The organism is Methanomassiliicoccales archaeon (genome assembly GCA_038740345.1).
In the GTDB taxonomy this organism is placed as follows: Archaea; Thermoplasmatota; Thermoplasmata; order Methanomassiliicoccales; family UBA472; genus JAJRAN01.
Genome location: JAVYMA010000010.1, coordinates 57,318 through 72,030, shown reverse-complemented (window position 1 = coordinate 72,030; position 14,713 = coordinate 57,318). Strand labels below are relative to the sequence as shown.

Here is a 14,713-nt window from a genome sequence, read left to right as displayed (position 1 = left end):
GGGTTGAATTCATCCAGATCAGTCACGCTGCGCTCTCGCCGGTCGTATATGACAGCTCCATAGTCGAAGAGATAGCCCCGATATTGGTGGAGAAGTCGATCTGGAGCTGCCAAGGCTCCAAGTGCGCCTCCGTCGAGGTGGGGATCGAGACGGGAAGCTCGCGCCTTATGAGGCAGCACATGCGCGGCAAGATGCTCCCCTATGCTCCCGAGCAATGGCCAGACATAGTGGTTCGCTCCATGGAGATACTGAATGATAATGGCATCTATCCTTTGGCAACGCTAATTCTAGGTCTTCCCGGTGAGCGAAAAGAGGATGTAGCCGCCACCATTGAGCTCCTTGAAAGATTAGAGGGGTTGAAATTGTTTTATGTTCCTCTGCTCTTCACCTCGGAGGAGGAGTCGAAGCTGCGTAAGCATGAGCACAGGGAGGTGGATGATCTAAGTGATTCGCACTGGGAAATCCTTTCCACCTGCTGGAAGCATAATGTGGAGATCTGGAGCCCTGAGAAAAGACCTTTCATCGCTATGGCCGGCATTATGACATCTCCATTCTATGTGATGAGGCATGGGACGAAGGCCATACGTTCTATCCTGAAAATCTCTGGCCTCAGCGATATGATAATAGGGAGGAGTCCTAGAATCCCCTGCCGTCAAGAGCTTTGCGCTCCCGACGGAAAGGCTAGCAATTGAGAGATGAAAACGGGAAAAAAGGGAATGCTGATCATGTCTTTCACCCTCCGCGCTGACCTACTCCTATTTCTCATTCGCAACATGAAAAAGTGATATGAGAAAAACGCTCACTTGGCAATCGCTTCGGCAAAGTCGGAAAGAGTCTTTCTTATGCGATGATCAAGTTTATTCCAAGCTTCCTCGAGGTGGACTGACTGATACACATATTTCAATCTTTTTCCCTGCACCACTCTCTTGACTATGAAGCCCTCCTCCTCTAGCTTTTTTAAGTACTTCCTTATCGAGCGTTCGGAAACTTTCATCCTTTCCTGAATCTCCTTGATGGTCAAAGGGCTCTTAAGCAAGAGACCATAAAGGCTTATCTCGGCCTTCTTAAAGTTAAAAAATCTCATCAATACCTGAAGCGCTTCCTCCGCCTTCCTCTTCTTGACGAAAAACCCTTCAAGCTCGGTCATACGCCTTGTCCTATCTCGCAAATCAATCTATGTCGCAAAAGCTATTAAAATCTTCAGACGTAGGAAAGGATTGCTATATAAAACCTGATATAAGCTACTAAAGTCGCAAAGAAAAATGCGGAATGGAAGGGAAAAATAACACCATTCACAAGTAAATTTGGAATATATGGAAGTCCGAACAGATGCTGTCGAATTATGTAGGATGCGATAATTTGTACATATGAAATTAAAAATTCATAAATATGCATAGATCGCCCCATTTCGAATTTGAATGCCGTTTTCCCTATGCCCCAAATGATCCCCCTAGGAAATGTAATTCGGTTCTGACATGGATGAAGGATCTGATACCATCTCGGTGGGTCATGGACTCGTCAACATCGCTTTTCTCTGCATTGCTTCCATTAGGCCAGAAAGATCTCATCCAGAGGCAGGTATTCGCATCAGGCGAAGGATGAGGGCAAAGGCTAAGAGGCTGAGCAGCGCCGAGTAAATCAAGCCCACAACGGGGGAGAAGACCACCCAAAGTATGCCGACCACAGTACTCGATATCAGATCCCCTACTCCGTCCACGAATTGCAGGGCGCCGAAACCGGTCCCGGAAATGTCTTTGGGAAGAAGCTCAGCCGCCAACGCCCCCTCTATTGTATCGGTGAAGGCTAGCTGCAGGCCTACCGCCACGAATGCCAAACCTATGAGGATCAAGTTCTGACTCCATAGTGCCAGTATAATACAGGCCAAGGCATTGAAGAGATAGCCAAATCCCAAGAGTATGTGCTTGCGATGGCGGTCCGCCAGGACCCCGACAGGGAAGGACATGGCAGCGTATATCGCGTTGAGCAGGGCATAGAGCCCAACTGCAATGGAGGCGGCGGTCAATGCGCCCAGGGAAGGGGTCAGTATCTCCATAGCAGCAAGGACGAATAGGACGTTGGCGAAGTTACCCACGCCGAAGACGGCCTGGGCCGCTATCAGGTATCTGAATCTCTTAGGCAGACCTTGGATGCTGGTTTTGAAGGACTTGGAAGCGGAGGTCTTTACCTTAACCTCTTTTATGAGAAAGACCACCACTAAGACAGAAAGCAAGCCTGGTATGAAAGCTAGAAGCATCGTCCCTCTCACACCCAGCAAGGGAAGCATGAGGAAAGCGAGCACCGGACCGACTATCGCCCCTATCGAATCCATAGCCCGGTGCAGACCGAATGCCTTGCCATAGTGCTTAGGCTCCACGGAATCTGAGAGGAGGGCATCACGAGGCGGTCCTCGCATCCCCCTTCCCGCCCAGGCGGAGATCCTCAGCGCAGCCAAGGAGAGCACGTTCTGTATCAAGGCGATGGCAGGAAGCAATACCGCCGTGGCCGTATATCCAGCGACCATCCAGGGCTTTCTCTTCTTGGTCCTATCGCTCAAGTGTCCAGCGATAGGCTTAGTGAAGCTGGAAAGTCCATCCGAAAGGCCTTCTATGGTCCCTAGCACGGCAGCGTTAGCTCCCAATCCTCCCAAGGCTGAGCTCAAGGTGATGAAGATAGGCAAAAGGGCCGTGACCATCTCGTGACTAGCGTCGCTAAGAAGGCTAACCAAACCCGTTCCCAGCACGTTCCTATTGAGCCAGCCTTTTTCCTTGGGATCCTCCGTAAACCATTCCTCCGCCAGGCATGATGACTGTCCGAGCCGTAAGAGTTTCGCTATAAACACGTAGTTTGAACAAATAAAAGTAAGAAAGAGAACTATTCATTTCCGCATTCATTCTATCTTGAATCTTTTTTTTTTAATTCCGCTCCGGGTAATTCCTCCAACACAGTGATTCCATTTCAGCAGGTGTGAACAGATGCTAACGGCTTTGAAAGCCGAGCTACGATATGATTCAGCTCATTGAGCATGGAATCGAGTCGATGCTTCTTTTGGGCCAGTTCCTGCGAGGTCTTTATGCTATCCTCTAAAGCCGAGGAGAGCGCTTTCTCGGTGGCCAAAATGATCTCAGAAAGATTGGCCTGATAATCTTTTTCCAGCGCTCGGATGCTCTCAGAAAGACGGCAGATGATTTCATACCTGTACCTTCCGGCATTCTTCTCCAATTCCTCCGCCACCATATTGAGCGCTTTCTTCTCCACCAGTCGCCTGAAGGCCGCCTTTGGTAGGGAGCTTTGCAATTCTCCTACGAATAGCAGATCGAAGGAGATTATGGGCTTCACCTCCAAGCGGAAATCCCTTCTTGGTCCAATCGTTGAGCGCTCAATGAGATCAGGCGCTTTGAGATCTAAAGCGCTTGCTGCCGATTGTTGTACTGACTTTATTACCTCCTCCGCCTCTTCTTTGAATCTTTGAGCCAGTTCTTCGAAAGACTTCATCGCCTTGGCATGAATTCCGGTCATGAATGGAGATAACGTGTGAGAGATTGCCCATGCCATCTCCCTTGTGACCTCATCCAGGTATTCGCCTCTAGAGAGGGACTTGTCCACCTCTCTTAGCCTTAGCCTAAGCCTTTCCACAGGTTCGCCTCTTTGGCGTTCTATGAAGGATTTCAATTCCTCATCGATCTCTCTGATTATCTCTCTCTCATTGCCTTCCAGCAAGTACGAGGCGTCATTCATTCTCTGCACCGCCTTCTGATGGCTCCTTTCCAAGGATCGCAGCTTCTCTTCCAGCTCCTGCCTTGGGCGCCCCATAGCAGCCATCTGCATGGACACCGCCATTTCCATCTCGTGCGCCAACCGCAGCATCCTGGTTCGGGTGTTGTGGAGCAGGATCTCGCCCCTTCCGTTCAACAAAAAACGCTCTAGATCTCTCTCGAAAGGCAATATGCCGCTAGCCTCTAGCTGAGTCATGTCCTTATGCTGCTTCGCTTCCAACGCTCTTTTGGAAGAGACAGGATAGAAATCCACCCTATCCAAGCCCAGCGCCTCACGGATGATGCCCGAGGAGAAATTCATTGCCTCGCGCCACTCTTCCTCGTCATAGCGATCGACCTTATTCTGCACGAACATCAGATGGTCCACGGAATCTCTGATGAGACGCAGGAAGTCCAGTTCCATCTCCCCTATTGGAGGTTCAGGGCTAAGTAGAAATACCCCAGCGTCGGCATGCTGCAAGAATTCGTGCGTGACTTTGGTATTCTCCACGAAGGTCGAACCTGTGCCAGGAGTGTCCACGATGTTCACTCCTGACATCAATTGAGGCGAATTGACGAAGACCTCCACCGAAGTCACTCCCAATTTGTTCCCCGGGTTCTCTTTCTCAGTTATATAATGGGCCAGCTCCGCTGTTTGTATGCACTCCTCTCTCCCATCCTTGAAACGCACCCGCGCCTTCCTTTCCGTACCATAACGCACCTTGGTCACCACACTTGTGAGAGGCACTATCCCAGTAGGGAGAAGATCCTCGCCGAGCAGGGCATTCACGAAGGTGGATTTTCCCCTCTTGTATCCTCCCAGGATAGCGACGTTAAAATGTTCCTCCCGAAGGGTGGCTTCGATAGCGGTCAGCCTGTTTTCGACCGTATGGGATTGCATGGCTAGTGCCAAATCTCTAAGTTGTCCAAGGGCTGAGAAGAGATCGTTCTTCTTCTCATGGAAGAATCCAAGCCCTTCTTGTGTAGTCATGATTCCACTCGTCGACTATTTCACTATGAGGACGGGGAACTGGGTGCTCTTCAGGACCGCCGTGGACACGCTCCCCAATAGAAGGCCCGCTGTGCCTGTCCTTCCCCTGCTCCCCATGACGATCAGATCAGGCTTTATCTCCTCAGCCAAGCGAACTATCTGGCCTGCAGGATGCCCCTTGCGCAATACCGGATCTGCCTTCACTGCCACTGCCGATGCCAATTTCATCGCCGCTCCCAAGGCCAGCTGTGCCTGGTCCTCGTCATAAGGTGACTGCGCTTCGCTCATCAACGTGGGTATGTCCCTCAGCTCCACCACGCTCACGAAGGTCACTTTGGCCTTAGTCCCTTTCGCAATACCTAACGCCAATTTAGTCGCCTTCACGCTCTGCTTTGAACCGTCCACTGCCACCAGTATGTTCTCCACCTTCTTCTCGATGTCCTCTTCCAAACGATCACCCCCCTTTATTTGGACTGAAATAGCGCTGCGCGATCACAGTGGGAATTATGGCTGTCAACAGGACTGTCATCACCAGGACGGAAAACTGTTCCGTGGTTATGAGCCCGCTGCTGAGCCCGAACTGGGCGGAGATGGTCCCGAAGGTGAGGCCTGTGCTCATCAATAAGGTTGTATATGCAGCGTTCCCCTTGATGTATTTGTGCGCCAAAGGAAGCACCCCTACGAACTTCCAGCCCACCTTCACCAGGAAGAGCGCGGCCACCAATGCTATACCAGAGACCACGGCCGCTATGGATACGTTGGTACCAGAGCTGATAAAGAAGAAGGGCGTAAGAAAGGCTAGGGCCACGGTCTTCATCTTGAATAGGACCTCGCGATTCTCATCTAATAGTCTAGCCATAAGTAAGCCGAGTATATAGGCAGGAAGGACGGCATGCACGCCCGAGGATTCTGCTATAGCCCCTAACAGCAACACGGCTAATAGCAATGATTTCACCTCGATCTCGCCTGTACTTCCCCTGACCCGGAGGAATAACCATTTCATGGCCTTGGGCAAGAACAAGGTGCATATGACGAGAGCTCCTATCAACAACAGGAAATATAGATTGGGCGCGGAGAAAAGCAAGCTGAGCGCCATGGCTGTGCCCAGATCAGTGATGAAGCAAGCGGAGAGAATTATCTTTCCCGTCTCAGTCTTGCCCAGTCCAGTCTCCACTAGCACCACATACACCACTGCCACTGAGGTGGTAGAAAGGGCGACTCCGCAAATGAGCGAGGCCTCAGGCGTCCACCCCAATACGAGAAGGGCGAAGGCCCATGAACCTATGAAAGGGGCTATAAAAGATGAAAGGCCAATGCTCAAGCTGGCCTTCCAAGTCCTTCGTAGGGCGTCAGGGTCTATCTCCGAACCTGCGAGAAAGGTGAGGACAATGCTCCCCAGAGAGGCCAGAAAAACGAGCCATTCATGATCTGAGCCTTTTATTCCCAGAGCGTTGCCCACCAGCATCCCCAAAACTATCTCGATGATCGCCACCGTGATGCCCAAGCGCAGAGAGAGCATGGCCGAGACGACGGCTATGGACACGAACAGCGTCAATATCCAGATATCGATCATTATACCCTGCCTTCCTCACTTAGGTGCGATTTGGGAGTGCAGAAGCCATCAGCACGCACCAGGCGGTTTGAAGGTGGGCCTCATCACCGACGACGGCAGAAAGATTTCATCATTATAAAAACGCTGCTAAATTCGATACACAGCTTTTTGATGAAAGGAGGCCAGGATACGCATATTCTGATTGGCTTAGGGTTTGTTAATTTCGAGCTAAGCAATTAATAGCATGCCGCTATATTAATCGGAAGAGATGAAAAGCCGGGTGATAACCTCCCTGGATGAGCTTAGGGATTTCAGAGAGGATTGGGAGACGCTTCGCCTTCGATGCCATGCGCCCATTTTCTCCTCTTTCGATTTGGTGTACCTATGGCTGGAGAATTTTAAGATCGGGGCCTCACCACGCGTGGTGGTAGTGGAAGAAAAGGGTGAATTGGTGGGTGTAGCTCCGCTCTTCGTATACAAGCACAAGGCGATGGGTCTTCCCGTGACCACCATCTCACTCGTAGGTAATCATCGCCATTTCACCGGTTATAGCTTAGAGTCAGTCCTGGCTAAGGACGGTGAGCCGGAGATATTGAGAGAGATGCTGCGCCGTACCAAAAGCATAAGGTGGAACTTGATGCAACTTTTCGACATGGAACCGAACATCGGCAACTTGCGCTTCCTGGACGGCATAAAGGCAGAGATGGAGTGGGAGCCTCATGCGGAGAAGATCGACCGTCTCTATGAGTTCCCTGAGAAGGGGCACATTACCGATGGCTTCGGCTGGCGGACGAGGAAGAATCTGAGGACCATCTGGAACAAGCTAGAGCGGGAGGGAAGGATGGCATTTCGCACTTTGTGCTCAGAGGAGGATATGGAAAAGGCCATGTGGCTTTACATCGAGCAGCATAAGGAGCGATGGAGGAATAGAGGGGGCAGCATCTTCCAGAAGCCAAGAGAAGGACGGCTGCTTATTGAGATGGCCAAATTGGCGGGGAGAAGGCGCATTGGAGTCATGCAGGAGCTATTGATAGATGGAGAGGTGGCAGGGCAGCTGTTCTCCTTCTTCGATGGTGAGGTATCTAGGGCGTATCGCATGGGCATGGCGGAGAAATTCCGAGAGCTCTCGCCAGGAAGGCTGGTCATGACCCTGGCCATGGAAGACCATAGGGCTCGAGGGTTAAAGGCCATGGACCTGTTGCATGGGGATGAGGAATACAAGCTCCATCTGACGAATAAAGAGCGAAGGCTGCAGGCAGTGCAAGTGAGTAGGGGCTCGCTGCGTACCCTCTCACGCATCAGAGCCTTTCCCCCCATCAAGCTCATCGATGAGAGACTGGGCATTCGGGAGCGCATGCTGAAGCGAGTGTACACAGGATGAGGCAGCTTTATCATCAAGCAGTGAGCATAGCGGAAGACGTGGTGCAGCAAGCTTCTACCCGCAACCCACAGAAAAATGTGATCTTCGAAACACCTAATATTCACAGGTTACGTGACAAGGGATACACCGCAGTGGACATGCACCTTCATACCGCTCATTCGGATGGCATGCCTGATGTGAAAAGGATGCTCGCCAAGGCTCGAGCTGAGGGTTTCGGAGTGGCCGTGACAGACCATAATGAGGTTTCAGGTTCTCTGATGGCATGCTCTCTGGCAGAGGACGTGCTAGTCATACCTGGAATTGAAGTGAGCTGCGCTGATGGCCCTCATGTGCTAGCTTATTTTTATTCACCTTCGGACCTCGAGGACTTCTTTAGGCGGGTGATTCGCCCTGCCAGGCGCAGCAGTCCTTGGTTGGCCGTGAGAGCCAGCACCTCTCATCTGGTAGATGAGTTGGAGCGCTATCCCTGCCTAACCGTGGCCGCTCATCCGTATGGATACCTGCTGTTCAACAAAGGCGTGCAGAAGTGCATCGATGCGGAGTATCTTCCCGAGGATATACTGGAAGGATTTGAGGGGTATGAGGTATTGTGCGGTGGGATGACGCGCGCCCTCAATCTCAAGGCGATGCAAGCGGCCTGGGAAAGAAGACTGTGCTATACCGGAGGCACAGATGCCCATACCCTCCAGGACTACGGCAGGGTGGTCACCTGCGCCTATGCTTCCGACGCGCCTTCCTTTCTGACAGAAGTGGAGAAGCGTAAGAACATAATAGTGGGGTTGGAGAAGGATCCTTTGATGAAAGTGTTCACAGGGACGGTTATGATGGGCAAGCACTCGCGCTACTTCCTCCCCTCCATGCGAGTGCATCTGGAGCAGAACCTGCCCCGGCTGCCTCATTATTTCAAGAGGAAGATCAGGGATCTCGAGGAGAGAGCGCGCTAAGCTATAGGAGTGTAGAGGCGGGAAATCGATTCCATGAACCTCACCCTCAGGCCCCTCTTCTCGTAGTCTTGCAAGGTGAGCTCGGTGCATTTGGCTGAGATGTCATCTATATAAGAATCCTTGACTTGAAGGGCCAAATCCTTGTCGTAGATGACCGCATTAGTCTCAAAGTTCAGCTCGAAGCTGCGCCGGTCGAAATTGGCGCTGCCTATCGACACCACACGGTCATCGCTCACCACCAGCTTGGAATGTATGAAGCCGTTCTTGTCGAACTGATGCACCCTTACCCCATGGCGCAATACCTCGCCAGCATTGTACAATGAAGCCCAGTACACGAAAGGATGGTCAGGCTTGGAGGGCATCATGACCCTCGTATCCACACCAGATTTTGCCGCGGTGATCAAAGCGCAAATGATCGGCTCGCTAGGTACGAAATAAGGGGTCTGGATGTAAACGTACTCCTTAGCGGAGAGGATCATCTTGAGATACTGCTCCTCTATCGCCTTGGATTCCGTATCAGGGCCGCTGCTGACCACTTGCAGCCCTGCCTTACCCTTTCCTGGAGAGGAAGGAGCGTAATCCTGAACTCTAAGCTTGTCGCGGGCGGCGAAGTTCCAGTCCAGGATGAAACGCATCTCAGCCCCTATGGCCCCACTTCCCTCCACCCTCACCATGCAATCGCGCCAATATCCTAATTCTCCTCTGCCAGTATACTCCATGCCGATGTTGTACCCGCCAATATAGGCCACATCCCCATCTACCACCAGTAGTTTGCGGTGGTTCCGATTGTTGATGCGCAGGTTGATGCGGCGAAGCGGGGAGGGGAAGAACTCCGCGGTGCGCCCTCCAGCTTCCCGAAGGCCTTGGAAGTAATGCCGGGGAAGCTTATGGCACCCCACGGCATCCATCAGGAGCTTCACCTCCACTCCTTCCCTGGCCTTCGCCTCCAGCGCCTCGGCGAAGCGCTTTGAGAGCTCGTCCTTGCGGATGATGTAGAACTCCATGTGCACGAAGCGCTTAGCCTCTTGGATGGAGCGTAGCATATCCTCGAACAGCGGACCCCCTTCATTGTAATACTTAACTTCATTGTCGGTCGTCAAGGAGGAGCGGTTGGAATTGTAAAGCAGACGCGCCAATGACTCGTTCTCGCCCAACCCTTTCTTGGAGAGGTCAACGGCGAACCAATCCCCCTTCAAGGAGGCCAGAGCTAATTCCACCTCTCTGTCCATCTGGGCCTTCTCTCGGAATCTGCGCCTGTTGCGATGATCCCGGCCCAAAAGTATGTAGAATATGAGGACGAAGACCAGAGGGAGCACGATGAAGGCCAAAAGCCATAAGAGAACTGACTCAGGGCGTTTTTTCTGCACGAATACGATGGTGATGAGGACTGCAATCGCATTCGCCATTAGGAAGAGCCACCACAAATCACCCACGAGTGCCCATACCTGATACAAATCGAACATGCGAAATGACTAGTTGAACGGTATCCTAATAATGATTTGCAAAAACCGATGTCATATTCACGACCGACTCGAGAGCGTCCTGCTTAAAATATCAGCGCTCCATATGCGCCTCCATCAGCAAGGAGGTCGATGTACATTGCCGCGCAGGAAGCTAACAGTGGGCCTGGTGCAGATGAGAATGACTGCCTCCACCGAGGAGAACTTAACACGCGCCCTGGATAGGATAGAGCGCGCCTACGATGGAGGAGCGGAGTTGATCTGCCTACCTGAGCTCTTCACCTCGCCTTATTTCCCCCAGTATCGAATGAGCGAGGGGAAGGGTAGAGACTTTGCGGAGAGCATCCCAGGGAGGACGACGGAGGCGCTTTGCAGGTGCGCGGCAAAACTTAAGGTGGGCATAATTGCAGGCTCACTGCATGAATTGTGCGGCAAGAAAATGTATAACACAAGCCCCGTCATCGGTCCGGATGGATGCATTTTAGGCTTGTACCGCAAGACGCACATTCCTTATGATGAGAGCTTCTACGAGAAGGAGTACTTCGCCCCAGGAGACACTGGCTTCAAGGTCTTCGAGTTGTCTGGCATCAAATTCGGGGTGCTGATCTGTTATGACCAATGGTTCCCTGAAGCGGCGCGTTGCTTGGCACTGCAAGGCGCTGAGATCGTCTTCTACCCCACCGCCATAGGCACATGCCGCGGGATAAGGCAGAAGGAGGGGGATTGGCATCAGGCCTGGGAGAACGTCATGCGCGGCCACGCCATCGCCAACGGTATAGTAGTATGTGCTGTCAATCGCTGCGGCCAGGAGGATAGGATGAGGTTCTGGGGCGGCAGCTTCGTGTGCGACGCCTTCGGGAGGACGATCGAGCGCTTGGGAGCTAGGGAGGAGGTTTTGGTGCGAAAGGTCGACTTGGACCATGGGGCAGAAGTGCGAAGGGGTTGGGGATTCCTGCGCAACCGCAGGCCCGAATGCTACGGGCGCCTGGTGGAGGTCGAGTGATGACAGAGACGCCTCGCTCCCGAGGGTACTACATGCCTGCGGAATGGGCGCCACATGACGCTACCTGGATCTCCTGGCCGAAGAATCCCCTCACCTTCCCACCGGAGATTCTTCCGGAGGTGGAGTCGATCTTCGCCCAGATGGTCTCGGCATTGAGCCAAGGGGAGACGGTCAAGGTCTTGGTGGAAGATGATGAGATGAGGGATAGGATGGAAAAGGCCTGCTCTCGTGCGGGGGCGGACATGAACAGGGTCGAGGCCAAGCTCATCCATTCCTCGGATGTCTGGATACGCGATTACGGCCCTACCTTCTTGCTCCACCGAGAGACGGGCGAGAAGGCGGCCACCAAGTGGCGCTTCAACGCCTGGGGTGGAAAGTACGATGACCTTCTCTACGATGATAAAGCTGGAGAAGAGGTAGTTCGATCGACAGGAGTGCGCACTTTCTGGCCAGGTATAGTGCTCGAGGGAGGTTCAATCGACGTAAATGGAAAAGGCACGGTCCTCACCACGGAGCAGTGCCTGCTCAACAAGAATCGCAACCCTCATCTCACGCGCGATGACATCGAACGCTATCTGGAGGAATACATCTCTGCGCCGAATGTGATCTGGCTCCGATCAGGCATAGAAGGGGACGACACGGATGGGCACGTGGATGATTTCGCCCGCTTCATCTCCGAGGACCAGGTGCTCTGTGCGTATTCCAGAAGCAAGGCCAACGCCAACGCCGAGGTGCTCAGGGTGAACTTCGAAATCCTCCGCCAGGCGGTGGACCAGGATGGCAGGCCTTTGCGGGTGGAAAGGCTCCCCATGCCCAGGCCTCTTTGGCTGGAGGAGGAGCAAAGGTTCCTTCCCGCCAGCTACGCCAATTTCTACATCGGCAACGATTGCGTTCTCCTGCCTGTCTTCAAGGACCGCAACGACCGCAGGGCCATCGAAATACTAGAGCGCGCGTTCCCTGAGCGCAGGGTGGTGCCCATACACGCAACCCAACTGGTCTACGGATACGGCGGTATTCATTGCGTCACGCAGCAGGAGCCGGCTGGCAGGACCGGGACATAAAAGGGAATCAGCCAAGGACCCGTAGCCTGCAGCGCTAACGATAATATCTCCTGAGCACCATTGATATGGTGGAGCGGATGCCCGTGAGGCGCAAGGAGAAAGAAGTGTGCAACCCTGAGGTGATGGAACGGCTGCTCAACAGCGCCAAGGTGATCCATATCGCCATGAACGATGAGGGGGAGCCTTACATCGTTCCCATGCTTTTCGGCTATAGGGATGGCAGCATCTTCCTGCATTCCGCCAAAGAGGGGAGGAAGGTGGAGGTGTGGCGCAGGGGAGGTAAGGTTTGCTTTGAGGTGGAGGAGCTGGGGGATATCCAGAGAAAGGAGCTGCCCTGCAAATGGACCTTGGACTATGTGAGCGTCATAGGTTGGGGTCAGCCGCATATCATAGAAGATGAGACGTCTATGAGAAAAGGATTGGATGTCATAATGGAGCACTATGGTGGCAGGCCTCCGTTCGAATACTCTGAGGCGCTGCTCTCCAAGACGTTGGTAGTCAGGATAGACATCATAAGCATGACCTGCAAGCGCTCTATATCGCCCTAGACTTCAATTTTCAGAGTTAATAGTATTTCTCAAATTATAACCAACCCAAATGACTCTATTTCCTTGGAAAGTTACATCTCTCTTTTTTTCACATAAATGAATTATGGGGCATTGATTGCATTTTCCAACTGCACATCTTTTAGAACCGATATTCCAAATAGGTTCATCAAGCTTCCAAGGTTCGGTGCCTACTGCTATTGCTGCTTTCCGCCAAACTTCCTGAATAAGATTTCGGAGTGGATTGTTATTTACGGAGCCTTTGAATTCTCCGCTATTGAGCTTTAAAACACCCGTGTAAATTGTAAAACGCGCCACCTGTTTGTCGACGGGAAGGTCCAAATCATCCAAGTTTTTAACCTTAAAAAGTCCCATTTCTCCCATGACGCGGATGTAGAAATTCAATAGTTTAGGGCCACGAAGATTTGGAAATTCAGAGATCTTGCCCTTGATTTCAGCCACAGTAAGTGGCTGGATAGTAATGTCTCTTGGATTGAATCTAATCGTGTAAAATATATGTAATCTATCCTCAGCAAAGAGTCGTAATTTAGACTTTTCTGACTTCTAGCCAGTTTTTTTCAGATTAGAAAATCCATATCGATTCCTATAAAATTTTGCAAAAAAAAGAACCTGAGCATTATTTAAGAGATTTCAAGTTGTCACACCCTTCTTTTGCGGGTATTTTTGTCAACCTGAGTCCGTAAAATCCCTTTTTCTTAACGCCTTATCAAGTGATTCTCGAAATGTGAATTCATGCCTTAATAGGGAATATTCTAATAATGAATCTAAGTTTGAGATGGATATGCACCAGATGAAGCGCGTGGCATTGGTCAAGTGCTCCTCCTACCACCGCCAAGAAGTGGAACAAGCACTGGACCGCGCCATCGGCCTTCTTGGTGGCTGGAAGGCATTCATATCCCCCGGCCAGAAAGTCCTGATAAAGCCGAATCTTCTCATCGCCGCCACCCCCGATAAATGCATAACCACTCACCCCGAGGTCGTCAGGGCGGTGGCCAAATCGCTTATGCAAAATGGATGTCACGTGACCATCGCGGACAGCCCAGGTGCCGGCGTTCTTTACACAGAGAGCGCATTACGTAAGGCCTACTCACTATCAGGCTGGCAATCTGTGGCGGAGGAGCTAGGAGCTGAGCTCAACTTCCGCACCGACTATCGTGAAGTCCCCTGTCCTGAGGGGAGGATGCTGAAGCGCTTCCTTATAATCGAGCCAGCTCTAGAGGCTGAGGTCATCATCTCGCTGCCCAAGGCCAAGACCCATATGTTGACCACCATGACAGGCGCGGTGAAGAACCTGTTCGGGGTGGTGCCCAGTATAGAGAAGCCCGCCCTGCACGCTCGATTCCCCAGCCTTGACGCCTTCAGCGATATGCTGCTGGACCTCAATCAGCTCATCAGACCGAGACTGCATATCATGGATGCCATCATCGGCATGGAAGGGGACGGTCCCCATACCGGAGAGCCGCGCCATATAGGAGCGATCTTGGCCAGCGAGGACCCGCACGCCCTGGACTACGTGGCCGCCAGAATCATGTCCCTCGAGCCCATGGAGGTGGGCACTCTGGCAGCGGCGCAGAGGAGAGGATTGATTCGCGCTGACGGAACGGACATCGAGCTGGTAGGCGATGAGCTGAACGATTTTGTGATCAAGGATTTCAAGCGTCCTCGGACCAAGGACCGGCAAAAGGGATTCTCAGAAGGCCGGTTGGCCTCCTTGGCGCTCTCCCTGGTTAAGGCCTATTCCCTGAGGCCACAGGTCGACCGCGAAATATGCACCGGCTGTGGACGATGCGAGCGCATATGCCCCAAGGGGGCGGTCACGGTGCGAAAGGGCAAAGCCCGTATCAGGGCGCGCAGCTGCATCCGCTGCTTCTGCTGCCATGAGATGTGCGCCTCCAAAGCCATCGTCCTGCGCCGCAGCGCCTCGGGAAGAGTTCTGGCGCGGCTGGTCGAACGCCGCTCGAAAGGGTAAGCCTTCGGTTCGAGACGATGGAATACGAAAATAG

The 14,713-nt window shown here is 52.4% G+C and carries 14 protein-coding genes and 1 riboswitch; of the genes, 7 read left to right on the top strand and 7 right to left on the bottom strand.

Going from position 1 to position 14,713, the window contains the following annotated elements; genetic code table 11:
* Positions 1 to 692, top strand: a 692-nt coding sequence (locus tag QW520_05020) for a hypothetical protein (protein MEM0449165.1), incomplete at its 5' end; no start/stop codon positions are given.
* Positions 693 to 799: 107 nt separating this feature from the next.
* Here the strand turns inward: QW520_05020 and QW520_05015 are convergent.
* The 5 genes from QW520_05015 to QW520_04995 form a co-directional block, all read right to left on the bottom strand.
* Entirely contained in the window at positions 800 to 1,168 is a 369-nt protein-coding gene (locus QW520_05015; GenBank protein MEM0449164.1) for a helix-turn-helix domain-containing protein, read from the bottom strand.
* A gap of 396 nt (positions 1,169 to 1,564) precedes the next feature.
* On the bottom strand, positions 1,565 to 2,839 hold the full coding sequence (locus tag QW520_05010) for an MFS transporter (protein MEM0449163.1): 1,275 nt from the start codon (positions 2,837 to 2,839) through the stop codon (positions 1,565 to 1,567).
* Positions 2,840 to 2,955: 116 nt separating this feature from the next.
* On the bottom strand, positions 2,956 to 4,743 hold the full coding sequence (locus QW520_05005) for a dynamin family protein (protein ID MEM0449162.1): 1,788 nt from the start codon (positions 4,741 to 4,743) through the stop codon (positions 2,956 to 2,958).
* A 15-nt stretch (positions 4,744 to 4,758) separates the two neighbouring features.
* The gene (locus QW520_05000) at positions 4,759 to 5,193 is read right to left on the bottom strand and encodes a universal stress protein (GenBank protein ID MEM0449161.1); all 435 of its coding nucleotides are present in this window, start codon (positions 5,191 to 5,193) and stop codon (positions 4,759 to 4,761) included.
* A gap of 4 nt (positions 5,194 to 5,197) precedes the next feature.
* Positions 5,198 to 6,316: a cation:proton antiporter gene (locus tag QW520_04995; protein ID MEM0449160.1), complete on the bottom strand. Its 1,119-nt coding sequence runs from the start codon at positions 6,314 to 6,316 to the stop codon at positions 5,198 to 5,200.
* Positions 6,317 to 6,348: 32 nt separating this feature from the next.
* Positions 6,349 to 6,413, bottom strand: a riboswitch (Fluoride riboswitch).
* Positions 6,414 to 6,563: 150 nt separating this feature from the next.
* Here QW520_04995 and QW520_04990 point away from each other — a divergent pair.
* Positions 6,564 to 7,676 (top strand): GNAT family N-acetyltransferase, encoded by a 1,113-nt coding sequence (locus QW520_04990; GenBank protein ID MEM0449159.1) that lies wholly within the window; start codon positions 6,564 to 6,566, stop codon positions 7,674 to 7,676.
* Positions 7,673 to 8,620: a PHP-associated domain-containing protein gene (locus QW520_04985; GenBank protein MEM0449158.1), complete on the top strand. Its 948-nt coding sequence runs from the start codon at positions 7,673 to 7,675 to the stop codon at positions 8,618 to 8,620. The genes QW520_04990 and QW520_04985 overlap by 4 nt, the downstream gene beginning before the upstream one ends.
* Here QW520_04985 and cls read toward each other — a convergent pair.
* The gene (cls, locus tag QW520_04980) at positions 8,617 to 10,083 is read right to left on the bottom strand and encodes a cardiolipin synthase (GenBank protein MEM0449157.1); all 1,467 of its coding nucleotides are present in this window, start codon (positions 10,081 to 10,083) and stop codon (positions 8,617 to 8,619) included. The genes QW520_04985 and cls overlap by 4 nt on opposite strands.
* 136 nt (positions 10,084 to 10,219) lie before the next feature.
* Here cls and QW520_04975 point away from each other — a divergent pair, with 136 nt between their 5' ends.
* The 3 genes from QW520_04975 (at position 10,220) to QW520_04965 (ending at position 12,692) form a co-directional block, all read left to right on the top strand.
* Positions 10,220 to 11,083 (top strand): carbon-nitrogen hydrolase, encoded by an 864-nt coding sequence (locus QW520_04975; GenBank protein MEM0449156.1) that lies wholly within the window; start codon positions 10,220 to 10,222, stop codon positions 11,081 to 11,083.
* Complete coding sequence (locus tag QW520_04970; protein ID MEM0449155.1) at positions 11,083 to 12,144, top strand: agmatine deiminase family protein; 1,062 nt, start codon at positions 11,083 to 11,085, stop codon at positions 12,142 to 12,144. The genes QW520_04975 and QW520_04970 overlap by 1 nt, the downstream gene beginning before the upstream one ends.
* A gap of 77 nt (positions 12,145 to 12,221) precedes the next feature.
* Positions 12,222 to 12,692, top strand: a complete 471-nt coding sequence (locus tag QW520_04965; GenBank protein ID MEM0449154.1) for a pyridoxamine 5'-phosphate oxidase family protein — start codon at positions 12,222 to 12,224, stop codon at positions 12,690 to 12,692.
* Positions 12,693 to 12,695: 3 nt separating this feature from the next.
* Here the strand turns inward: QW520_04965 and QW520_04960 are convergent, their stop codons facing one another.
* Entirely contained in the window at positions 12,696 to 13,151 is a 456-nt protein-coding gene (locus QW520_04960) for a hypothetical protein (GenBank protein ID MEM0449153.1), read from the bottom strand.
* A gap of 340 nt (positions 13,152 to 13,491) precedes the next feature.
* On the opposite strand from QW520_04960, the gene QW520_04955 reads away from it, so the two are divergent.
* Positions 13,492 to 14,679 (top strand): DUF362 domain-containing protein, encoded by a 1,188-nt coding sequence (locus QW520_04955; protein ID MEM0449152.1) that lies wholly within the window; start codon positions 13,492 to 13,494, stop codon positions 14,677 to 14,679.
* The last annotated feature ends 34 nt before the right edge of the window (positions 14,680 to 14,713 follow it).

Excerpts from the sequence above, each read along its gene's own strand:
- QW520_05005 (MEM0449162.1), bottom strand. The coding sequence starts at position 4,743 with ATGACTACACAAGAAGGGCTTGGATTCTTCCATGAGAAGAAGAACGAT.
- QW520_04995 (MEM0449160.1), bottom strand. The coding sequence starts at position 6,316 with ATGATCGATATCTGGATATTGACGCTGTTCGTGTCCATAGCCGTCGTC.
- QW520_04990 (MEM0449159.1), top strand. The coding sequence starts at position 6,564 with ATGAAAAGCCGGGTGATAACCTCCCTGGATGAGCTTAGGGATTTCAGA.
- QW520_04985 (MEM0449158.1), top strand. The coding sequence starts at position 7,673 with ATGAGGCAGCTTTATCATCAAGCAGTGAGCATAGCGGAAGACGTGGTG.
- cls (MEM0449157.1), bottom strand. The coding sequence starts at position 10,083 with ATGTTCGATTTGTATCAGGTATGGGCACTCGTGGGTGATTTGTGGTGG.
- QW520_04970 (MEM0449155.1), top strand. The coding sequence starts at position 11,083 with ATGACAGAGACGCCTCGCTCCCGAGGGTACTACATGCCTGCGGAATGG.
- QW520_04965 (MEM0449154.1), top strand. The coding sequence starts at position 12,222 with ATGCCCGTGAGGCGCAAGGAGAAAGAAGTGTGCAACCCTGAGGTGATG.
- QW520_04955 (MEM0449152.1), top strand. The coding sequence starts at position 13,492 with ATGCACCAGATGAAGCGCGTGGCATTGGTCAAGTGCTCCTCCTACCAC.